We start from the raw sequence: 20,403 nt of genomic DNA, 5'->3' as shown, positions 1-20,403 counted from the left end.
GCCCGGCCGGCTCCCGCGGCGGTCGCTCAGGCGGGCGAGGTGATCTCGTCCAGTTCGACCAGATCCTCGGCCGAAGGGTCCCAGAGCGCCGCGGCGTTCGTGCGGACCTGCTCGGGGCGCGAGGCCCCGGAGATCACCGAACCGACCGCGGGCTGCGCCGCGAGCCACCCGATCGCGACCTGCACCAGGGTCAGGTCCCGGGCCCGCGCGAACGTCTGCAGCGCCTCGATGGCGTCGAAGTCCGCCCGCTCCAACCGTTCCGGACGCGTCGCGAGGCGGGTGCCCTCGGGTGCCGGGGCGTTCCGTGCGTACTTGCCGGTCAGCAGGCCGGACGCGAGCGGGAAGAACGGCAGGATGCCGGCGCCGACCTGCTCCACGGCGGGCACCACCTCCGCCTCGAGGCGGCGGTTCAGCAGGGAGTACTCGTTCTGCGCCGAGATGAACGGGGTATACCCGGCGGTCCGGGCCGTCCAGTCCGCGTCGACGACCTGCCAGCCGGCGAAGTTGGAGGAACCCACGTAGCGGACCTTGCCCTCGACGACCAGCTCGTGCAGGGCCCCGAGGGTCTCCTCGATCGGGGTATGCGGGTCCGGCTTGTGCATCTGGTAGAGGTCGAGGTGGTCGGTGCCGAGACGGCGCAAGGAGCCTTCCACCGCTCGCCGGATGTAGCGACGTGAGCCTCGCACGCCCCAGTCGGGCCCGTTCAGGCCGCGGGTGTCCATGCCGAACTTGGAGGCCACGACAACATCGTCCCGGTGGCCGCCGAGCGCCGCGCCGAGGAGTTCCTCGCTGAGCCCGGGTACGGCCCCGTAGGTGTCGGCCGTGTCGAACAGGGTGACGCCCGCGTCCAGCGCCGCGGACACGAGTCCGGGGACCTCACCGGCGGCGGTGTTCCGTCCGAACGAGTTGCAGCCCAGGCCCACTGCTGAGACCGTGAGACCAGAAGCGCCGAGTTGCCGGTATTCCATCGAGTGTGTGCTCACGTCGTCAGAGCCTATGCGAGGTCGGATTCCCCTGATATCACGCGGGAGCCGATCCCGGGATGCGAGACCCCGGGATCCGGCCACGTTCTCCCTGCGCGAACTTCACATCACCTTCACCCCGGGCCGGAACAGCGCCGACGCCTCGGCCGTTGGACCAATTGGAACGCACCACTGACACAAGGAGGAGTGCGATGGCTGACCGAGCACTGCGCGGCATGAAGATCGGCGCGAACAGCATGGAGACGGACGAGGGCGTCGAGCTGGCCCCCCGGGTCCAAGCGATCTACGACTGCCCGGATGGCCGGGTCATCGTGATTCCGTTCGCCGCGGAAGCCGAGATCCCCCCGGTCTGGGAGGCCCCCGGCGGCGGCGAGGCCCTCCTGCGCGACGCCACTCGCCCGGAGGCCAAGCCCACGAAGCACGTTCGTACTCACTGGGACATGCTCCTGGAGCGCCGCACCATCAAGGAGCTCGAGGTGCTCCTCGACGAACGGCTGGCGCTGCTCCGCAGTGGTCAGGCCCGCCGGCGTAGCGCCTGAGAGACACGACCGCCGAACTGCCTGGAGCGCGCCTGCGCGCCCCAGGCAGTGACGCGCCAGAGGGCCTCCACAACGATGTCGCGGCTCATCTTCGACTCCCCCTCGACGCGCTCCACGAACGTGATCGGCACCTCCACGATGGTGCCGCCGGCGCGTCGGACCCGCCAGGTCATGTCGATCTGGAAGCAGTATCCGGCGGAATTGACGTCCTCTAGCTCGATCGCCCGGAGCGTGTCCGCCCGGTAGACCCGGAACCCCGCCGTCGCGTCCTTCACCCGCAGCCCGATCGCGAGATTCGCGTAGGTGTTCGCGCCGCGGCTGAGCAGGGACCGTGACAGCGGCCAGTTCTCGGTCCGGCCGCCCGGCACCCACCGGGATCCGATGACCAGGTCCACCCCGGGGCACGCCGCGTCGAGCAGCCGGGGTAGGTCCTCGGGCCGGTGCGAGGAATCAGCGTCCATCTCCACGAGCAGCTCGTACCCGCGCGCCAGTCCCCACCGGAAGCCCGCGATGTAGGCCCGCCCGAGCCCCTCCTTGGACGTCCGGTGCAGAACATGCACCTGCGGGTCCGAGGCGGCCACCTCGTCGACCCACTCCCCCGTACCATCCGGGCTGCCGTCGTCGACCACGAGGACGTCGGCGGACGGCACGGCGGCCCGGAGCCGGGCCAGCGTGCCCGGCAGGGCTGCGCGCTCGTTGTAGGTCGGGACGATCACCAGGATGGTCCCGGGACGTTCCGACCCCTCGCCCGCGGACGCTCGGGCACCGCCCGGTTCGGCAGTGCTCACGCGCGCTCGTTCGCGGGCGTGGCAGCCTCGGTCGCGGCGGGCAGCGCGTCCGCAGCCTCCGCGGAGGTCTCGCGTGTTCGGTGGCCCCCCGTGGCGGGCTCCGGCTCGGTGGGCGCCGCTCCCGCGGAGACGCCCGTCGCAAGACCGTCGGGCCGCCCCTCGCGGCGGCGCCGGATCGTCGCGACGATCCCGGCCAGCAGACCGAGTACGGTCAGCGCGGTCGCCGCGATGATCGGCCAGTCGCCGAGGCGGTCCGCGATCGTGAGGGTCGTGCGCAGTGGGACGGTCGCGGACAGGTGGTCCGGCGTGAACAAGGCGGTGTCCTCCCAGACCGTGCCGTCCGGTCCGATGACGCCGCTGACGCCGACCGTCGAGATCTGGATCGTCGCGCGGCCGTGCTCGACCGCGCGCAACCGGGACATCGCGAACTGCTGCGTGGACTCCTGGGTGTATCCGAACGAGGCGTTGTTCGTGGGTACGACGAGCACCTCGGCACCACCAAGGGCGGACTCGCGGATCAGCGCGTCGTAGGCGACCTCGAAGCAGATGATCGGGCCGACGGGGACGATCCGGTCCAGCCGGGCCACCGGGACCGGCACGAGCGCGATCTCGGTGCCCGGGGCCATGTCCGTGCGGACCAGGTCCACGGCGGAGGAGAAGACCCGGGCGATCGAGCGCAGCGGGATGTACTCGGCGAACGCCGCGGGGATCTGCTTGGAGTAGGAGAACACCGGCCCATCGTCGGGCATCCACAGCACCATGTCGTTGTACCGGGCGACCTCGGTGTAGGAGTCGGTGCCGAACAGCAGCGGGGCCTGGACGGCGTCGACGGCGCCGTCGATCACGTCGGCCGCGTCCTCGTCCACCCGGGGATTGATGTCCGAGGAGTTCTCCGGCCACACCACCAGGTCGAACCAACCCTCGGGACGGGACTGCGCCAGTTCCTCGGTTCCCGCCGCATGGTTGTTCAGCACCTCGCGTGCGTTGTTGAACGCACCCAGCCCCGGTTCGGACACGTTCCCCTGGACCGCCCCGATGTTCAGTTCGCCACTCTCGGCCTGCGTGGGCAGCGGGATCAACCCCGTGGCGGCGACGATCGCCGCACCGGCGAGGGCCGCCGTCGAGGCCGTCAGGATCCGCACCCGGCGCAGCCCGAGGACGGTCTCGGCGAGCAGGAACCCGACGATCACGACGGCGGCCGAGACGAGGGGTGCTCCGGCGACCGAGGCGAGCGCGAGCAACGGCCCATCCGTCTGCGAGAAGGCCAGCCGACCCCACGGGAACCCACCGAACGGCCACACCTGACGCAGTTGCTCCAGGGTCACCCAGATGATCGCGAACGCGACCGGCTGCGCGAACCGGTGCCGCTCCACCCAGTCGATCCGGCGGACCCAGATCCAAGTGGCGCAGGCGATTCCGGCGATCGCTGCCTCGGCCACGGACAGTGCCACCCAGGGGATCACTCCGACCGCTTCGTTGGCCCACCAGATATGCGGCAGGAAGAACGCCAGACCCCAGACGAAGCCGACCAGCCAGGCCCACCGGGCGCTGTCCCGACCCAGTGCGATGATCAGGAGCGCGATCCCGACGAACGCCATCGGCCACCACGAGCGCTGCGGGAAAGCCGTGTCGGTGACCAGGCCGCCGACGACGGCGAGGAGCAGCGTGAGCCATCGGGGCGGTGTGAACGGGGACACCGTTGCAGGATACGTGGCCCAGCGGGCTACGGTTGACGGTCCGAACGGTCCCGGACGCCGAGCCACCCGGCGTGCTCTACCACCGACCAGCCCGCGGATCCTTCGGTCCGCGACGGCAGGGAACTGCCCCCTCGTTGTCTAGTGAACCCGCGGGCCTAGTCGGTGCCCACCCGCCTCCCCGGCGAGGTAGTGACACGAGAACTTACCCGTCCGATCGGGTCGCGCCAACACCGCATCGATGCAGGTCAGGGGCGTTCGCGCAGGTCAGCGCGACCCCCTGAGGTCACAAAAAGATCTCGCTGCTCGGCGTGTCGTGGGGGTGTGTCGGCTGGCGGCCCGCTAGGCCATCCGACAGAAGGAACGAGCACGTCTCACATCGTGACCAGGCCGGTCCGGACGACCCGGCTCGAGGAGGACGGTCACACGGTGCCGTGCGCGACGATGCCGCGACGCACGGATTCGATCGCGGCTCGGGCGGTGCGGCGCAGGGCGGGCGTGGGCGCGGCCAGCGTGAGCTGGTCGAGTAGGTCGATGACCTGCTTGGCCCACCGCACGAAGTCCCCGGCGGCCAGATCGGTGCCGTCGAGGACGTCCTCCAGGGTGGAGCCGCTCGCCCACTGGTGGATCGACCGGACCAGGCCGAGGTCGACCGGCTCGACGGCCTGCAGCCCGTGCTGCCGCTCGAGTTCTTCGAGGTCCTGGGAGATCAGCACGGTCCCCTGGACGGCCCGGGCGAGGGTGCCGCCGGGCCCACCGGGCAGCCGCGGTGCGGGCCGTTCCTCGTCGGACCGGGAGGAGTACAGCACCGTGGAGACCACGGCCGCGAGGCCTGCGGCGTCGAGGTCGGCCCAGGACCCGGACCGCAGGCACTCCGCGAGCACGAGGTCCTTCTCGGCGTACAGGCGCCGGAGCCAGGCCCCCTGCTCGGTCACGGTGGTGTCCTCGCCGGTGCCCTCCAGGTAGTGCAGCGATCCGAGGACCTCGCAGACCTTCTCGAAGTCGCGGGCGATCGAGGAGGTACGGCCTTCGATCCGTCGCAGCAGGGCCTCGTGCTCGTCGGCGAGCTTCACCGCCCGCTCGGCCCACCGCGCATGGTTCTCCCGGTCGGAGCAGCCGTGGCACGGGTGTGAGCGAAGCGCCTGCTTGAGGCGGCCGAGTTCGGTGTCGGTGGTGGCGGTCGACGCCGGCCGCTCGCCATGGCGGGTGCGCGGCGCGTCGTCGGCGAGTGCACCGAGCGCGTTCCGCATGGACGAGGTGAGGTCACGCCGGTCCGCGGGTCGCCGGGAGTTGAACGCCTTCGGGATCCGGACCCGGGTGAGGGAACTCGTGCCGTAGGGCACGTCCGCGCCGGAGAGCTTGCGGACCTTGCCGTCGCCGGTGAGCAGGGTCAGTGCCGGACCGTCAAGACCCGGCGGGCCGGGTGGCTCGAGGACGACGGCGTAGCCCGCCCGTCGCCCGGTGGGGATCTGCACCACATCGCCGCGTTGCAGGTGCGCCACCGCGGTGTTGACCGCCTCCCGCTGCGCTCGGGACCGGGACCGGGACAACTCGCTCTCGCGAGCCTTGATGTCCCGACGCAACTGCATGTACTCCTCGAAGTCACCGAGGTGGCAGGTCATCGCCTCGGTGTAGCCGGCCAGGCCCTCCGAGAGCGTTCGCGCCTGCCGGGCCAGGCCCACCACGCCACGGTCCGCCTGGAACTGCGCGAACGAGGTCTCGAGCACCTCCCGGGTCCGGGTCCACCCGGACGCCGAGATCAGGTTCACGGCCATGTTGTAGGTGGGCCGGAACCGGGACCGGAGCGGGTAGGTGCGCCGGCTCGCCAGACCAGCGAGAGCCACCGGGTCCAGGCCCGAGGAGTAGAGGACGACGGCGTGTCCCTCCACGTCGATGCCACGTCGCCCGGCGCGGCCGGTGAGTTGGGTGTACTCCCCCGGCGTCACCTCCGCGTGGGCGCGCCCGTCCCACTTGGTCAACTTCTCCAGGACCACCGACCGGGCCGGCATGTTGATCCCCAGGGCGAGGGTCTCGGTGGCGAACACGACCTTGACGAGACCCGCGGCGAACAGCGCCTCGACGGTCTCCTTGAACACCGGGAGCAGCCCGGCGTGGTGGGCCGCCACCCCGTGCAGCAGCGCCTGCTGCCAGGACCAGTAGTTCAGGACGTCCAGGTCCTCGGCGGGCAGACTCGCGCAGCGCTCCTCCACGATCGCGGCGATCTGCTTGCGCTCGGCCGGCGAGGTCAGCGAGATGCCGCTGAGCAACACCTGGGTGACCGCGGCCTCACAACCCGCCCGGGAGAAGATGAACACGATCGCCGGGAGCAGCCCGGCCCGGTCCAACCGGTCCACCATCACCGGCCGCGACGGCGGTCGCACCAGCGGGCCGCGTTGGTGGTAGCGGCCCTTGCCGCCGCGGCGGTCGCCGCGTGCGCCGCGGGTGCGCTCGCCCGGCCGACCGCCCCGCTCGGAGGCCCGGATGGCTTCGACGAGGTCCGGGTTGATCGGCGGGTTCACCCCGGGCCTGGTCGGGTCCACGTTCGAGCTGTACAGGTCCAGCACGGTCTTGTTCACCATCACGTGCTGCCACAACGGGACCGGGCGAACCTCGGAGACCACCACCGCGGTGTCGCCGCGGACCTCGGTGAGCCAGTCCCCGAACTCCTCCGCGTTCGAGACCGTCGCGGACAGGGAGACCACCTGCACGTCGTCGGCCAGGTGCAGGATCACCTCTTCCCAGACCGGACCACGGAACCGGTCGGCGAGATAGTGCACCTCGTCCATGACCACGAACCCGAGGCCGGTCAGCGCCGGCGAGTCGCTGTAGAGCATGTTCCGCAGCACCTCGGTGGTCATCACCACGATCGGCGCGTCCCCGTTGATCGAGGTGTCCCCGGTGAGCAGGCCGACGTGCTCGGGCCCGTACCGGCGCTGCAGGTCGGTGAATTTCTGGTTCGACAGGGCCTTGATCGGCGTCGTGTAGAACGCCTTGCGGCCGGTCTTCAGGCCGAGGTCGACGGCGAACTCGCCGACCACGGTCTTGCCCGCCCCGGTCGGTGCTGCCACGAGCACCCCCCGACCGGCCTCGACGGCCTCGCAGGCCTGGATCTGGAACTCGTCGAGGTCGAAGGCCAGGCCGGCGCGGAACGCGCCGAGCCGGGTGCGCGAATCCTGGTGCCGCTGACGGGCAGCCGCGTATCGCTCGGCTGGTGAGGACATGCCTCCCAGACTAGGCGTCCGCGGGCGCCAACAGCCGCAGCGCGCCGGGCCGCAGCCGGGCGTGGATCGGCAGGGAGCCGAGCGGCTCACCGTCGGCGAAGACCTGCGGCGGCGAGCGATGACCCGGCAGGGCCTCCATGATCACCTCGCGGGCGCGGACCACGTGCACCTTGGGATCACCCAGGTGGGCGCCCTTGAGGAGCTTGGTGAACAACCGCAGCACCTGTCCCCGACCCATCGCGTCCCCGATGACCACATCGATCAGGCCGTCGTCGACCTCGGCATCCGGGGCGATCGGGATGCCCCCGCCGAAGGACCTCGCATTCGCCAGCGCCACCAGGGTGGCGTCCTGTTCGCGGACCACTCCGTCGATGGTGAGCCGGTATCCGTACGGGCGGAACCCGATCAGTTCGGCGGCCACCCCCCGCAGGTACCGCGCCTCCCCCTTCGGCCAGGTGAAGTCGTTCGCCCGACCGTTCACCGCGGCGTCGAATCCCGCCGAGAGGATGCACGCCGTCCACTCCACGGCCGTCTCCTGCTCCGGGGCCGCCTCCGGGTTGTGCACCCGGGTGGCGATCGCGTCGATGATCCGGGGCGGTCGGTCGAGGGCGGCCAGGATCAGGGCGACGGCCGCGGGCACGTCGTGGACCGGCAGCCCCATGCACCGGGCGAAGTCGTTGCCGCTGCCGAACGGCACGATCCCGAGCGGGAGGTTCGTGCCGGCGACGGCGTTCACGCCCAGGTGCACCATGCCGTCACCACCGACCACCACGACGGCGTCGAGTTCCCAGAGCGCTGCCCGCGCGTTGGCGAGCGCCTCGGCGGCGGTGCGTCCGGACAGGTCGATGACCTCGTGCCCGGACCTGGCCAGCCCGGCGACGGCGTCACGTCCCCCGGTGGTGCCACGCCCGTGCCCGGCGGACGGGTTGACCAGGACCCCAAGTCGGCTCATTTCGGGCGGCGCCCGCGTTCAGGACCTCTCACGCGATGCGGGTGTCTCAGGCCGCGGACGTCGTGTCATCCGCGAGGGCCGCGTCGAGCTTGGCGTCCTCCTCGGCGCGGCGCTTGTCCCGGCGCTTGTCATGCCGGATACAGATCAGGACCGCGATGAAGTACAGGGCGATGATCGGCAGCGCGAGCAGGATCATCGAGATCGCGTCCGGGGTCGGGGTCGCGAACGCACAGAACGTGAAGATCCCGACGAGCGCCCAGCGCCAGCCCTTGAGCCAGGTCGTGCCTCGCACGAGCCCGAGGAACGTCACCACGACCATGACCAGCGGCATCAGGAACGCGGCGCCGAAGGCCAGCATGAACTGCATGACGAACTTCAGGTAGACGTCGGCGCTGATCCAGTTCACCGAACCCTCGGGCGTGAACTCGGTCAGGATCCGGACCGCGTTCGGCAGCACCGACCAGGCCAGATAGGCCCCGGCGAGGAACAGAGGCACCGCCGCCGCGACGAAGCCGATGGCGTTGCGCCGCTCCTTCTTCGTCAGGCCCGGCGTGATGAACGCCCACGCCTGGTAGATCCACCAGGGTGAACTGATGAAGGCTCCGACGAACAGGGCGACCCGGATCTTGATGTCGAACGAGGTGGCGATCCCGCCGAAGTTGAGCGCGGCCATGCGCCCCTCGGCCACCAGGTCGTCCACGGGCGCCTGCAGCGCCTTGAACACCGGGTCGTACAGGATCCAGCCGACCACGGCACCGACCGCCAGGCCGATCGCGGCCAGGACGACTCGCTTCCGGAGTTCACGTAGGTGCGCGGTCAAGGCCATCCGCGCTTCGGGATTGCTCTTGCGCGCCCCTGTGTTCAGGGCCACCGGGCGTTAGCGGTTGGTATCGCCCGGCGCGCTGCCAGGTGGTGTGCCCCCACCGCCCTGCTGGGGCGGCGTGGTCACCGTCGGAGCGTCGGTGCCGGCGGCGGGCGGCGTGGCGTCCGAGCCCGTGGCCGGCGGCTGGTTCGGGTCGGTGTCATCCCGGAGCTCCTTGACCTCCTGCTTGAAGATCTTCATGGACTTGCCCACGTTGCGGGTGATGTCCGGCAACTTGGCGGCCCCGAAGATCAGAAGGACGAGAACGAGAAGGATGATCAGGTGTACCGGTTGCAATCGCATGGGCTCAGGCCCTCCGCCTTGAGGATGGTGATGTGCTCAGTCTAACGTCTGCGCGGCGCCGCACTAGAACGGGATCCCGATCGAGCGCCACCTCGCCAGGGTACGCGATCGCCGCGCCTGCACCCGCGCGCGCCGCGAAGCCAGATTCTCGGCGCGCCTGGCCCGCCAGTTCTCACGTTGTTCCTGGGTGGCGGCCAGGTCGGGGGTGAACGTGCGAGTCGCCCCGGCGGCGGCCTCCAGTTCGGCCACCTTCGCGGACAGGTCGGCCATCACGCGGGAGGTCTCCCCCGCCTGCGCCATCAGCGCCTTCGCCGACCGCCACAACCGGCGACCGAGGAGGAACGCCCCCACGAGGGTGCCGAGGACGAGGACCGTCCACACACTGAACCAGAGCATGACCGCCAGCCTACTGCGGGGCCCCGGCACCGCCGTCGAGGGCGCCATAGGCATCCAGGGCGGCCTGCGCCCGCTCGGCGATCGACTCCGCGACCTCGGGCGGTTGCACCGCGCGCACGTCCGCGCCGAGGCCGAGCACCAGGTTGTGCAACCAGGCCAGGTTCACGACGTCCAGTTCGACGGCGAACCAGCCCTCCTCGAGGTCGGTCACGGCCGCGCTGGGGTACTTCTCAGCGACCCAGCGCGCCCGGGAGGCGAGCTCGAGGCGCACATGCCACTGCGCCGTCGTGAGTTCGGGGTCGGTGCTCCCGGTCAGGGCCACGTCCGGGTGTGCCGGGGCGCCGGAGTCGAGCACCTCGACCTCCAGCATCCGGTCCAGCCGGAACTGCCGGACGCCGTCGGCGCGGTGGCACCACGCGTAGAGGAACCACCGCTCGGCGTCGGTGAGCAGCTGCAGCGGGTCCACGACCCGCTCGCTGACGACGTCGGACCCGGACACGTAGCGCAGCCGCACCTGCCGGCCGTCGGCCAGCGCCGAGCGCAGGGCGCTGAGTCGCTCGCCGACGTCCTCGGCGCCGACGTACACGTCGACGGCGTCCGCGGCGCCGGCCGCCTCCCCCGCGGCCGCCCGCAGCTTGTCGATCGTGGACGCCAGGACCGGGTCCTGGGCGAGAGCCGGGGTGGCCTGCAGCGAGCGGAGCGCGACCAGGAGTGCCACCGCCTCCTGCGGGCCGAGCCGGAGCGGGCGATCCATCCCCCGCGCGTTGGTGAGGGTGAGCCGGTTCTGCTCGTGGTCGTCGACCGAGAAGTCGATCAGGTCGTCGGGCAGGTAGCCGGGGGTCCCGGCGACCCACAGGGTGTCGATGTCCAGGAGGACCTGGCCCTCCGTGACGCCGAAGTGCGCGGCCACGTCCGCGACCGGAACGCTCGGGTGCCCCTCCAGGTAGGTGATCAGGGCGAGCATGCGGACCAGGCGGTCCTCGGCGGTGTCGGCCATCAGGACCTCCCTCCCAGGGTCGCGGCCGGACGCAGCCGGGCCAGGACCGCCTCGCGCAGCCGCGGCGGGTCGAGGACCAGCACCGCGTCGCCGTAGCCGACCAGTTCCTCGGCGAACAGGTCCAGGTCGCTGACGTCGACGGCGATCACGTCTCGGTCCGGGGGCCCGGGTACCTCCGCCTGAGGTGACGCCGGTGCGGACCCGGCCCCCGCCGTCGGGCTCCCGATCTCGACGGCGCGGGCACGCAGCGCCGACGCCCGCTCGGGGCGCAGCGCGAGCGTGGCGCGGATGATCGGCGCCTCCCGGTGCGGGCGCGCCCGATCGGGCACCCGGACGCTCCCGGGCTCGCCGATCCGGCTGACCCGCCCGACGATCCGGGACAGCCGGAACTCGCGTTCGGCGTCCCGGTCGATGTCGTGACCGACGAGGTACCAGCCGCGGTCCTTGGCATACAGGCGCCAGGGCTCGACGATGCGCTGCTTCGTGCGGCCGGTGTTCGCCGCGCGGTAGGTGAACCGGACCGTGATCCGGTCGGAGATCGCGTCGAGCAGGGCGCCGAAGGTGGCGTCGGGGCCACGCACCCGCAAGGCCAGGCCGGCGTGCAGGGCGGCGTCCTCGAGCTCGCTGACGGCTCGGACCTTCGTCAGGGCCCGGCGCGACTGTGCCGACAGCGTCGAGTCCTGCCAGACCTCGGCAGCGAGCGAGAGCGCCCCCACCTCGGCGGGCGTGAACGCCACCGCCGGCATGTCGTAGGAGTCGGTGTCGATCCGGTAGCCGATGTCGTCCTCATGAGCTGCGTCGGTGAGGGTGACGATCGGAATGCCGAGGGTGCGCAGGGCGTCCTTGTCCCGCTCGAACATCCGGTCGAACGCCGCGTCGTTCTTGGCGTCCGCGTAGCCGTTCACGCCCCGGCGGATCTGCGACTTGGTCATCCGGTGTGGGGTGTTGGCCAGTGCGATCACGAGATCGAGCAGCCGCTCGGCAGGTTCGACGCGCTCACTCATACTGCGAGGCTAGTCGCGATAGGTTGCCGAGATGATCAACTGGCGCGACGGCGTGGTGCGTTCACTCGGCCGGAACTGGCCCGGGGCGGTCGAACTCGAGATCGAGATCGACGGCACTCCGGCCGCGGTCCGGGCGCTGGCCTACCCGGAACTGGTCGGCGCACCGGAGGTCGGTGACCGGGTCACCGTCACGACGACGGCCCTCACCCGCGGGCTCGGCACCGGCGGCTATGCACTCGTGGTGGCGCTGCCCGACCGGTTGCCGGTCGATCCCCCCGCCGGCCCCGGACACATCGTCAAGGCCCGGTACACGCCGCTGCAGACGATGGTCCTCGGGGTGGACGAGCAGGAGTCCGCGCACCACGACGTCCTGCGCGACGCCGACGACCTCGCCGGCCTGCCGGTCGTGGTCGCGGATCTGCACTCCGCGCTGCCGGCGATCGTGGCCGGGGCGCGGTTGGAGGCCTCCCGGGCGGGACTCGCGGCGCCGCGGGTCGCCTACGTGATGACCGACGGCGGAGCGCTGCCGGCCTGGTTCTCGCGGACGATCGGGGCACTGCGGGACGCGGACTGGCTCACCGCGACGATCACGGTCGGGCAGGCGTTCGGTGGTGATCTTGAGGCGGTCACCGTGCACACCGGGATGCTCGCCGCCCATCTGGTCGTCGCGGCAGACCTCGTGGTGGTCGCACAGGGGCCGGGCAACCTCGGGACGGGCACCATGTGGGGGTTCTCGGGTGTCAGCGCTGGTGAAGCGGTGAATGCGGTCGCGGTGCTCGGCGGGCGAGCTGTGGCCTCGTTGCGCGTCTCCGGAGCGGACGCGCGGGAGCGGCACCTGGGCATCTCCCATCACAGCCTGACGGCGTACGGCCGGGTGGCGCTCGCCCCGGCGGACCTGGTCGTCCCGAGGTTCGACGGCGACCTGGCGCCGCTGGGTGCGCGGGTCGCCGCGCAGGCCGAGGTGCTTCGGGACGCCCCCGCCGGGCACCGGTTGGTCCAGGTGGGCACCGACGGACTGATGGACGCGCTCGCGGACGCGCCGGTGCGACTGTCCACGATGGGGCGCGGCCTGGTCGAGGATCCTGCATCGTTCCTCGCGGCCGCGGCCGCCGGCGTGCACGCGGTGCGGGTGCGCGCCGGGAGCTGAGGGGCGCAGGACCGCCGGGACCGGTGTGTCCACCCGGTCCGGCCCGTCCTCCTGCTCTTGTGCCGGCCTCCTGCCCTTGTGCCGGTCTCCTGCATTGGTGCCGCTCGCCCGCTCACTTGAGCCGGGTCGCTCGCTTGAGCCGGGGTGCCCCTGGTGCCGGGCTGCTCTTTGGTGCCGGGCTGCTCGTTCCGGGCCACTCTCGTTCCGGGCGGTTCTCGCAGCCTCCCGAGCAGGACCTTCCCATCGCCCTCGTGCCGGTCCCCCTTCTCTTCCTCATCTGCCCTTGTGGGGCTCGTTGCCAGCGCGCTGACATGGGTGCAGCACGTGACATCGCCAGGCCGGTTGGGCCCGGCCTGTGGATGGGGTGTCATCCGGGGTGCGTTTCGGCGCCTGGGTGGGGTGGTTGGAGTGCCCGATTGCCCTGCATCCACAACGAAAATCGGGATCTTTCGATGTCGGAGGTGCGGTCTAGGGTGACGACAGCAATCGAACATGCGTCCGAGGCCACGCCCCAGAAGTGCGACGACCCGGTTGTGCGATCCGTTCAGCGGGAGCGGTCGACCTACAACCGGGCGGACTACCCGCCCCCTCGGGGCTCGTGGGCGGCGACGAGACTGGCCAGGCGCGAGGCCGCCGCTCTGCCCCGCTTGCCGTCGACGCGCTGTATGGCCATCACTGCCAGCGTCGAGCCGTCGGCGAGGTCGAGTAGCACCCAGTCGCGTTCCCCGAAGCGGACCGAGACGATCTCGGCCCACTCCAGCCGGTGGGTGAGGAAGACGTTACGAACCATGAGACCGTCGGCGGAGGGCACCGCCTTGACCCCCGCCTGTCGGGCGAGGAACGCGCACACCAGAGCCACGATGACGGCCGCCGCGACCTGGTCGGGGAGGCGTGGCTCCTCCAGCCTGTTCAGGACCACGACGAGGACGGCAAGGCCGGTGATCAGCCAGACCGCGATCACCAGGCAGGCGATCCGGGTCGCCCGTGGGCGGAACGGCGCGTACGGATCGGGGTCGGCGGCGGCCATGGCGGGCCACTCCCTACAGGCGACTCGCGGTGATCGAGGTGACGATGATGGCGCGCGCGCCGACGTCGTACAGCTCGTCCATCACCGCGTTCGTCCGCTCCCGCGGAACCATGGCCCGCACCGCGGCCCAGCCGGTCCGATGGAGCGGCGAGACGGTCGGTGACTCCAGGCCGGGTGTGATGGACACGGCGGCGTCCACCTTCTCGACCGGGCAGTCGTAGTCCATCAGCACGTACCGGCGCGCCACGAGCACCCCGTGCAGGCGCCGGTCGAGCACGGTGAGTCCGGACTTCGGCTCCGCGTTCGGCCGGATCAGCACCGCCTCCGACTGCAGGATCGGATCGCCGAAGACGTGCAGACCGGCGGCCCGGAGGGTGCTGCCGGTCTCGACGACGTCCGCGACCAGGTCGGCGACACCGAGTTGGACCGTGGACTCGATGGCGCCGTCGAGACGGACCACCTCGGCGGTGATGCCGCGCTCGGTCAGGTAGTTGCGGACCAGCACCTCGTACGAGGTGGCCACCCGCTTGCCCTCGATGTCCGCGAGGCTGCGCACGCTGCCCTCCGGACCGGCGAACCGGAACGTGGAGCCGGCGAAGCCGAGCGACCGATGTTCCACGGCGTCCACACCGGAGTCCAGCAGGAGGTCCCGCCCCGTGATCCCGGCGTCGACCACACCGGCGCCCACGTACACCGCGATGTCGCGGGGTCGCAGGAAGAAGAACTCGACGTCGTTCTCCGGGTCCGGAAGGACCAGCTCACGGCCACCGTCGCGGCGCTGGCGGTAGCCCGCCTCTCGGAGCATCTGGGTCGCGGGCTCGGAGAGTGAGCCCTTGTTCGGCACGGCGATTCGCAACACGTCGTCAACCTTGTTGGTTCGTGCCCCGGCGGCCGGGGCGTAACTGTCGGTGGTTCGGGGTGCCCGCTCAGAGGTAGCGGTACACGTCGTCCGGGGTCAGACCCTTCGCGACCATGAGTACCTGCAGGTGGTAGATGAGCTGGGAGATCTCCTCGGCCGTCTCGGCGTCGGTCTGGTACTCCGCGGCCATCCACACCTCGGCGGCCTCCTCGACGATCTTCTTCCCGATGCCATGCACGCCGGCGTCCAGCTGGGCGACGGTACCCGAGCCCTCCGGGCGGCTGATGGACTTCTCCTGCAGTTCGGTGAAGAGGTCGTCGAAGGTTTTCACGGCCCGAGCCTACTCGGCACCGATGAGGTCGTTGGTATGCGCCTGCGATGCTGAGACCGGGTCGGTGATCAGTCCGGTCTGCGTCATGAACTCCGCCATCTGTTCCCAGGTGCCGCCGTCCTGCCGGCCCCACGGGCCGCCGAGGTCCCCGTAGAGCGGGATGGTCTCCTCGACGGTGGCCAGGCTGATCGCCTCCTGCTCCGCCGTCATGGTGCCCGGGATCTCCTCCCGGGCCGCGTCGACGGCGAGTTGGGGCTCCGCGGCGATGTCGGCAACCGCACGCCCGACGGCAGTGATCACCGCGGTGAGTGCCTCCGGTTCGGCGGCTAGAACGTCATCCGTGGTGCCCAGGCCGATGCCGACGAGCGGGACGTCGGGGCCCAGCGGGACCGCGCGGACGTCCAGGCCCGTCGCCCGGAACTGCGGGATGTCGTTGTTGGAGAAGCCCATCACGGCGTCGACGTGCTCCTCGGCCAGGGCGCTCTGCTGCGTGAAGCCGATGAACTCGATGGTGACGTCCTCGGCGGTCAGACCCGCCAGGTCGAGCATCGCCAGGAGGCCGAAGTAGGTCTCCCCGAACGGCCCCGGCACGCCGATGGTGCGCCCGGCCAGGTCCGCCCCCGACTGGATGTCGGAGTCCTCCGGCACGATCAGGGCCACCGGGTACTCCTGGTACATGGTCGCGATGCTGACCGCGGGTGTGCCGAGCGAACGGGCCTGGAGGATCTCGTCACCGCCGGCGGTGACGACGTCCTCGGTGCCGCTGGCGAGTGCGCCGAAGATGTCCTCGGACTCGCCGTGGTGCCGCAGGGTGACGTCGACTCCGGCCTCGTCGAAGTACCCCCGCTGCTCCGCGACGTAGAACGGGGCGAACTGGACGTTCGGGACGTACGTCAGACCGATGGTGAGTCCCGGCAGATCCGGGGCTCCGCCGTCGGGCTCATCGGTGCCGCAGGCACCGAGCGCCAGGGCGAGGGCGGCGGCGCCGGTCAGCGCCGCGAGCGACCGGACGGGGGGCACGGTCAGAGCCATTGGATACGCCTTTCGAGGGAACGGATGAGATAGAACACGCTGATCGCCAGGGCGATGAGCGCGACGAGCACGGCGAACATGCCTTCGATGTCGGAGCGGTCCCGGTACACGGACAGGAGCAGGCCGAGGCCCTGGCCGCCCATGACGAACTCGCCCACCACCGCACCCGTCACGGACAGCACGAAGCCGTTCCGGACGCCGGCGAGCAGGGCGGGCAGCGCGAGCGGACCCTCGATGTGCAGGAGCAGTCGCCACCGTCCGGCACCGTCGACCTTCGCCGCACCGATGACGTCCGGGTCGAGGGTGCTCAGCCCGAGGGTCGTGTTGACGAAGATCGGGAAGAACACCAGGAGCGCGCACAGCAGCGCGATCGGGAGCAGGCCGTACCCGAACCAGACCACCAGCAGCGGCGCCAGCGCGACGGCCGGGATCGCCTGGGAGGCGGCGAGGTAGGGGCCGATGGCAGCGGCCACGATCCGGAACCGGGCGACGAGATAGCCCAGTGGAACAGCGACGGCGAGCCCGAGCAGGCTGCCCAGCACGGCCTCGGCGAGGGTGTGGCCGGCGAAACCGAGCAGACCGCCCTCACGCAACTCGAGCACGAAGCGGGCGGCGACCTCCGTCGGGCCCGGGAGCACCCGGTCCGGGAGCACCAAGGACAGCCCCTGCCAGGCGAGCAGTGCGAAGCCGCCGAATGCGACGGGCGCGACGAGATCCTCGCGGGCCACCTGCCGTTCTCCTTCCCCAGGCGTACCCCGGGGAAGGACGGCGCGCCGCGCGACCGTCCGCCGACGCCGGGATCGACCCAACGCCGCGTGCTTCCTCCCATCCGGACTTTAACCGTCGGTCCTGGAGTTCCACCAGGTCAACCGACCACTGACGAGCAGTGGCCGGGTCGCGGACTATCACCGCCGGCTCGGAATTTCACCGACCCCGGAGCACGTTCTTGCCCCACGATTCTGACACACCCACGCCGCGTTCGTGCGCGGCGCCCGGACGGACCGGATTCCGAGACCGGCCGGGCTCGTGCCTCAGTCCCGGTAGGCGGCCTCGGCGAGACCACGCAGGGCCTCGATCTCGGCGTTCGGCTCCTCGGCCGAGTAGACCGCGGACCCCGCGACGAACATGTTCGCCCCCGCACCGGCGGCCATCGCGATCGTGGACCGGGACACACCGCCGTCCACCTGCACCCAGATGTCGGCGCCGAGCGACGTGATCGCGTCCCGGGTGCGCCGGATCTTCGGCAGCGTGCCCTCGATGAACGACTGACCGCCGAACCCGGGCTCCACGGTCATCACGAGCACCATGTCGAACTCGGGCAGCAGGTCCAGGTACGGCTCGATGCCCGTGGCCGGCTTCAGTGCGATCGCGGCGCGAGCCCCCAGTTTGCGGAGTTCGCGGGCCAGGCGAACCGGCGCGCTGGAGGCCTCCGCGTGGAACGTCACGGACTTCGCGCCGGCCTCGGCGAACGCGGGCGCCCAGGTGTCCGGGTCCTCGATCATCAGGTGCACGTCCGCCGGCAGGCTGGTGTGTGCGAGCAGCGCGGTCACCACGGGCAGGCCGAACGTGAGGTTCGGGACGAAATGGTTGTCCATGACGTCCAGGTGCACGTAGTCGGCGGCGGAGATCCGGTCCACCTCACCGGCCAGGTTCGACAGGTCCGAGTTCAGGACGCTGGGAGAGATGAGGATGCCCATGTGGCCGAGCGTAGTGCGCCGCACGGGCTCGCGGACCCGGTGCGGTTCAGGCCCGGATCAGGGCGAGGAACATCGCGTCGGTGCCGTGCCGGTGCGGCCAGAGCTGCACATAGGGGCCCCGCAGGTCGCCGAGCGGCTCGGCGCTCACCCCGGCGAGGACCTCGACGGCGTCCACCAGGGTGGCGCCCGCGGTGCGCTTGAGCACGTCCTCCACCACGAACCGGGTCTCGGCCAGGTGCGGTGAGCAGGTCACGTACGCGACCACCCCGCCGGCGCGGGTGGCGGCGAGGGCGGAGGTGAGCAACTCTCGCTGGAGCTGGCCGAGCGTCGCAAGGTCCGACGGCGAACGTCGCCATCGCGACTCCGGTCGCCTCCGGAGTGCGCCGAGGCCCGTACACGGCACGTCGACGAGGACCCGGTCGTAGCGTCCGGGCTCGCTCGTCCCGATCTCCCGGCCGTCGCCGGTGCGGACCTCGATGCCAGGGAGCACCTGGCGCACCGCGGCCATCGACCGCTCCACCAGCCTGGCCCGGTGCTCGGCGACCTCGTTCGCCACGAACCGGCCGTCCGGGGCCCGTGCGGCGAGGAGTGCGGCCGAGAGCGCGGCCTTGCCGCCGGGGCCGGCACACAGATCGAGCCAGGTGTGGTCCGCGCCCTCGATGGCGACGGCCGCGGCGGCGAGCGCCACGAGCTGGCTGCCCTCGTCCTGGACCCCGATCCGCCCCGTGCGGACCGCCTCGATCGCGCCGGGATCGCCGCCGCGCAGCACCAGGGCGGTGGGGGCCCACCGGCCGGGGACCGCGTCCGGCGCGTCCTCGGGTCCGGCGAGTCCGGGCCGCACGACCAGGTTCACCGATGGTGAGGCGTTGTCGGCCTCCAGGAGAGCCTCGAGGTCACCGTCGCCCGGCCCGGTCCGGGCCAGGGCCGAGCGCATGGCCCGGACCACCCAGGCCGGGTGCGACTGGGTCACGGCCAGGCGGGCGGTCTCATCGTCGGCCTCGGCGCCGAGGAGGTCGAGCCACTCCGGAAGGCTGCGCTCGGAGATCCGGCGCAGCACGGCGTTGACGAGCTGTGAGGGGCCGGTGCCGCAGGTCGCCCTGGCGAGGCCGACGGTCTCGGAGACCGCTGCGTGACCGGGCACCCGCATCCCGAGGAGCTGGTGGGCACCAAGGCGCAGCACGTCGAGCACCTCGGCGTCGAGGCTGCCCACGTCGCGCTGGGCCGCGTGGGCGATGACCGCGTCGTAGCGGCCCTGCAGTCGGAGGGTGCCGTAGGTGAGCTCGGTGGCGAACGCGGCATCGCGACCGCGGATCCTCCGCTCGGTCAGGACCGGGGGCAGCACCAGGTTGGCGTAGGCATCCGTCGCCGCGACCGACCGCAGCACGTCATAGGCGGCCCGCCGCGCCGGATCCCCGCCGCGGGAGCGGTCCGCGGGCCGGGACGCGGTCCGCTGCGAGTCAGGGCGACGGCCCCGGTCGCGGGAGCCCCGGCCCTGGGCCGGGCGGCCCGATCCCCGGCCACCCCGCCGCTCGCCGGCTGAGCCGCTGCCGCTCTCCCGGTCCGCGCCGCCCGAGTCACGGCCACCGCCGCGGTTCGGTCCGCCGTCAGACATCCGAGCCCACCTCGACCGGGTCGAAGGAGGCGTCCGCGGGCAGCCGCGCACCGCGCAGCCAGTCCGCGGCGGCCATCCAGCCCTTCCCGGGCGGGGCGATCGCGTCGAGCCGCACCGGCCCCGAGCCGGTGCCGACGAGCACGGCGCCGTCGACGGCCGCAAGCTGTCCAGGGGCCAGGCCGGGGTCCTCGACCACCGGCAGCACCGGTCCGAGCTTGTATCGCTCCCCGTCCCGAGTGGTCCACGCACCGGGAGCGGGCGTGCACCCCCGGATCCGCCGGTCGAGCGCCAGCGCGGGCAGCGACCAGTCCACCCGCGCGTCCGCGCTGGTCAGACGCGGCGCGAGACTGACCCCGTCGGCCGCCTGCGGCGTCGGGCGGGCGGTGCCGGCCTCGATCGCGTCCAGGGTTGCCAGCATCAGCGCCGGCCCCGCCTGCGCGAGCCGCTCGAGCAGATCCTCGGCCGTGTCCCGTCGGCGGACCGGCTCGGTGAGCGTGCCGAAGACGGGTCCGGTGTCCAGACCGGCCTCGATCCGGAAGGTGCTGGCACCGGTCATGTCGTCCCCGGCCATGATCGCGTGCTGCACCGGTGCGGCGCCACGCCACGCGGGCAGCAGGGAGAAGTGCAGGTTCACCCAGCCGTGCCGGGGCAGCGACAGTGCGGGCTCCCGCAGCAGCGCACCGTAGGCGACCACGGGCGCGCAGTCGATCTCAAGGTCGGTCAGTGCCGACAGTGCTGACATTGTCGCCTCGTCGTGGGGCCGGTCGGAGGTGATCACCGGCACCCCGCGCTCCTGCGCGAGCACCTGCACCGGGCTCGGGGTGATCACGCGCTTGCGCCCCACCGGGGCCGGTGGCCGGGTGAGCACGCCGACGACGTCGTGGCCGGAGTCCAGCAGGGCCGCCAGGGTTGGCAGGGCGACGGCGGGGGTGCCCGCGAACAACAGACGCATGGGGGCA

General features: G+C 71.7%; 20 protein-coding genes and 1 riboswitch. Of the genes, 2 read left to right on the top strand and 18 right to left on the bottom strand.

Annotation, left to right across the window (positions count from 1 at the left end):
• Positions 1 to 26: 26 nt before the first annotated feature.
• Entirely contained in the window at positions 27 to 968 is a 942-nt protein-coding gene (locus tag EXU48_RS13280; RefSeq protein WP_133108446.1) for an aldo/keto reductase, read from the bottom strand.
• 206 nt (positions 969 to 1,174) lie between these two features.
• Between EXU48_RS13280 and EXU48_RS13275 the strand changes: the two genes are divergently transcribed.
• A complete protein-coding gene (locus EXU48_RS13275) occupies positions 1,175 to 1,522 on the top strand; it encodes an RNA polymerase-binding protein RbpA (RefSeq protein ID WP_133108150.1) in 348 nt (115 codons plus the stop codon).
• Here the strand turns inward: EXU48_RS13275 and EXU48_RS13270 are convergent.
• The 9 genes from EXU48_RS13270 to EXU48_RS13230 all read right to left on the bottom strand — a co-directional run bounded on the left by EXU48_RS13270 (position 1,498) and on the right by EXU48_RS13230 (position 11,739).
• Positions 1,498 to 2,244 carry a polyprenol monophosphomannose synthase gene (locus EXU48_RS13270; protein ID WP_207947758.1) on the bottom strand — a complete coding sequence of 249 codons (747 nt, stop codon included), beginning with the start codon at positions 2,242 to 2,244 and terminating at the stop codon, positions 1,498 to 1,500. The genes EXU48_RS13275 and EXU48_RS13270 overlap by 25 nt on opposite strands.
• Positions 2,245 to 2,306: 62 nt before the next feature.
• Positions 2,307 to 4,007, bottom strand: a complete 1,701-nt coding sequence (gene lnt, locus EXU48_RS13265) for an apolipoprotein N-acyltransferase (RefSeq protein WP_235857012.1) — start codon at positions 4,005 to 4,007, stop codon at positions 2,307 to 2,309.
• Positions 4,008 to 4,426: 419 nt separating this feature from the next.
• Positions 4,427 to 7,225, bottom strand: coding sequence for a DEAD/DEAH box helicase (locus tag EXU48_RS13260; protein WP_133108149.1), 2,799 nt, complete (start codon positions 7,223 to 7,225; stop codon positions 4,427 to 4,429).
• 10 nt (positions 7,226 to 7,235) lie between these two features.
• Positions 7,236 to 8,177 carry a diacylglycerol/lipid kinase family protein gene (locus EXU48_RS13255; RefSeq protein WP_133108148.1) on the bottom strand — a complete coding sequence of 314 codons (942 nt, stop codon included), beginning with the start codon at positions 8,175 to 8,177 and terminating at the stop codon, positions 7,236 to 7,238.
• A gap of 46 nt (positions 8,178 to 8,223) precedes the next feature.
• Positions 8,224 to 9,003 (bottom strand): twin-arginine translocase subunit TatC, encoded by a 780-nt coding sequence (tatC, locus tag EXU48_RS13250; protein WP_133108443.1) that lies wholly within the window; start codon positions 9,001 to 9,003, stop codon positions 8,224 to 8,226.
• 51 nt (positions 9,004 to 9,054) lie between these two features.
• Positions 9,055 to 9,342 (bottom strand): Sec-independent protein translocase subunit TatA, encoded by a 288-nt coding sequence (tatA, locus tag EXU48_RS13245; protein ID WP_133108147.1) that lies wholly within the window; start codon positions 9,340 to 9,342, stop codon positions 9,055 to 9,057.
• Positions 9,343 to 9,405: 63 nt separating this feature from the next.
• Positions 9,406 to 9,738, bottom strand: coding sequence for a hypothetical protein (locus EXU48_RS13240; RefSeq protein WP_133108146.1), 333 nt, complete (start codon positions 9,736 to 9,738; stop codon positions 9,406 to 9,408).
• 10 nt (positions 9,739 to 9,748) lie between these two features.
• Positions 9,749 to 10,735, bottom strand: a complete 987-nt coding sequence (locus EXU48_RS13235) for a helix-turn-helix transcriptional regulator (protein WP_133108145.1) — start codon at positions 10,733 to 10,735, stop codon at positions 9,749 to 9,751.
• Positions 10,735 to 11,739: a helix-turn-helix transcriptional regulator gene (locus EXU48_RS13230; protein WP_133108144.1), complete on the bottom strand. Its 1,005-nt coding sequence runs from the start codon at positions 11,737 to 11,739 to the stop codon at positions 10,735 to 10,737. Before EXU48_RS13230 ends, EXU48_RS13235 begins: the two co-directional genes overlap by 1 nt.
• A 31-nt stretch (positions 11,740 to 11,770) precedes the next feature.
• Between EXU48_RS13230 and EXU48_RS13225 the strand changes: the two genes are divergently transcribed.
• Positions 11,771 to 12,886 (top strand): DUF3866 family protein, encoded by a 1,116-nt coding sequence (locus tag EXU48_RS13225; RefSeq protein ID WP_133108143.1) that lies wholly within the window; start codon positions 11,771 to 11,773, stop codon positions 12,884 to 12,886.
• Between the two features lie 577 nt (positions 12,887 to 13,463).
• On the opposite strand, the gene EXU48_RS13220 is transcribed toward EXU48_RS13225, so the two are convergent.
• The 8 genes from EXU48_RS13220 to fmt form a co-directional block, all read right to left on the bottom strand.
• Positions 13,464 to 13,913, bottom strand: coding sequence for a PH domain-containing protein (locus tag EXU48_RS13220; RefSeq protein ID WP_133108142.1), 450 nt, complete (start codon positions 13,911 to 13,913; stop codon positions 13,464 to 13,466).
• 13 nt (positions 13,914 to 13,926) lie between these two features.
• Positions 13,927 to 14,772: an ATP phosphoribosyltransferase gene (gene hisG / locus EXU48_RS13215; RefSeq protein WP_133108141.1), complete on the bottom strand. Its 846-nt coding sequence runs from the start codon at positions 14,770 to 14,772 to the stop codon at positions 13,927 to 13,929.
• 67 nt (positions 14,773 to 14,839) lie between these two features.
• On the bottom strand, positions 14,840 to 15,103 hold the full coding sequence (locus tag EXU48_RS13210) for a phosphoribosyl-ATP diphosphatase (RefSeq protein WP_133108140.1): 264 nt from the start codon (positions 15,101 to 15,103) through the stop codon (positions 14,840 to 14,842).
• 9 nt (positions 15,104 to 15,112) lie between these two features.
• Positions 15,113 to 16,135: an ABC transporter substrate-binding protein gene (locus EXU48_RS13205; protein WP_133108139.1), complete on the bottom strand. Its 1,023-nt coding sequence runs from the start codon at positions 16,133 to 16,135 to the stop codon at positions 15,113 to 15,115.
• Positions 16,126 to 16,863, bottom strand: coding sequence for an ABC transporter permease (locus EXU48_RS13200; RefSeq protein WP_133108138.1), 738 nt, complete (start codon positions 16,861 to 16,863; stop codon positions 16,126 to 16,128). Before EXU48_RS13200 ends, EXU48_RS13205 begins: the two co-directional genes overlap by 10 nt.
• Positions 16,864 to 16,947: 84 nt before the next feature.
• Positions 16,948 to 17,080: riboswitch (FMN riboswitch) on the bottom strand.
• A gap of 86 nt (positions 17,081 to 17,166) precedes the next feature.
• The gene (rpe, locus tag EXU48_RS13195) at positions 17,167 to 17,832 is read right to left on the bottom strand and encodes a ribulose-phosphate 3-epimerase (RefSeq protein WP_133108137.1); all 666 of its coding nucleotides are present in this window, start codon (positions 17,830 to 17,832) and stop codon (positions 17,167 to 17,169) included.
• A 46-nt stretch (positions 17,833 to 17,878) separates the two neighbouring features.
• Complete coding sequence (locus EXU48_RS13190; protein ID WP_133108136.1) at positions 17,879 to 19,444, bottom strand: RsmB/NOP family class I SAM-dependent RNA methyltransferase; 1,566 nt, start codon at positions 19,442 to 19,444, stop codon at positions 17,879 to 17,881.
• Positions 19,437 to 20,396, bottom strand: a complete 960-nt coding sequence (fmt, locus tag EXU48_RS13185) for a methionyl-tRNA formyltransferase (protein WP_133108135.1) — start codon at positions 20,394 to 20,396, stop codon at positions 19,437 to 19,439. Before fmt ends, EXU48_RS13190 begins: the two co-directional genes overlap by 8 nt.
• Positions 20,397 to 20,403: the final 7 nt, after the last annotated feature.

The sequence above is a fragment of the Occultella glacieicola genome (assembly GCF_004353825.1).
Classification (GTDB): Bacteria; Actinomycetota; Actinomycetes; order Actinomycetales; family Beutenbergiaceae; genus Occultella; species Occultella glacieicola.
Note: the sequence above shows the minus strand (reverse complement) of the source record. Positions and strands in the feature narration are given on the sequence as shown.

Excerpts from the sequence above, each read along its gene's own strand:
- tatA (WP_133108147.1), bottom strand. The coding sequence starts at position 9,342 with ATGCGATTGCAACCGGTACACCTGATCATCCTTCTCGTTCTCGTCCTT.
- EXU48_RS13260 (WP_133108149.1), bottom strand. The coding sequence starts at position 7,225 with ATGTCCTCACCAGCCGAGCGATACGCGGCTGCCCGTCAGCGGCACCAG.
- tatC (WP_133108443.1), bottom strand. The coding sequence starts at position 9,003 with ATGGCCTTGACCGCGCACCTACGTGAACTCCGGAAGCGAGTCGTCCTG.
- EXU48_RS13190 (WP_133108136.1), bottom strand. The coding sequence starts at position 19,444 with ATGTCTGACGGCGGACCGAACCGCGGCGGTGGCCGTGACTCGGGCGGC.
- EXU48_RS13275 (WP_133108150.1), top strand. The coding sequence starts at position 1,175 with ATGGCTGACCGAGCACTGCGCGGCATGAAGATCGGCGCGAACAGCATG.
- EXU48_RS13225 (WP_133108143.1), top strand. The coding sequence starts at position 11,771 with ATGATCAACTGGCGCGACGGCGTGGTGCGTTCACTCGGCCGGAACTGG.
- EXU48_RS13205 (WP_133108139.1), bottom strand. The coding sequence starts at position 16,135 with ATGGCTCTGACCGTGCCCCCCGTCCGGTCGCTCGCGGCGCTGACCGGC.
- rpe (WP_133108137.1), bottom strand. The coding sequence starts at position 17,832 with ATGGGCATCCTCATCTCTCCCAGCGTCCTGAACTCGGACCTGTCGAAC.
- EXU48_RS13220 (WP_133108142.1), bottom strand. The coding sequence starts at position 13,913 with ATGGCCGCCGCCGACCCCGATCCGTACGCGCCGTTCCGCCCACGGGCG.
- EXU48_RS13280 (WP_133108446.1), bottom strand. The coding sequence starts at position 968 with ATGGAATACCGGCAACTCGGCGCTTCTGGTCTCACGGTCTCAGCAGTG.
- EXU48_RS13240 (WP_133108146.1), bottom strand. The coding sequence starts at position 9,738 with ATGCTCTGGTTCAGTGTGTGGACGGTCCTCGTCCTCGGCACCCTCGTG.
- EXU48_RS13255 (WP_133108148.1), bottom strand. The coding sequence starts at position 8,177 with ATGAGCCGACTTGGGGTCCTGGTCAACCCGTCCGCCGGGCACGGGCGT.
- fmt (WP_133108135.1), bottom strand. The coding sequence starts at position 20,396 with ATGCGTCTGTTGTTCGCGGGCACCCCCGCCGTCGCCCTGCCAACCCTG.
- EXU48_RS13230 (WP_133108144.1), bottom strand. The coding sequence starts at position 11,739 with ATGAGTGAGCGCGTCGAACCTGCCGAGCGGCTGCTCGATCTCGTGATC.
- EXU48_RS13235 (WP_133108145.1), bottom strand. The coding sequence starts at position 10,735 with ATGGCCGACACCGCCGAGGACCGCCTGGTCCGCATGCTCGCCCTGATC.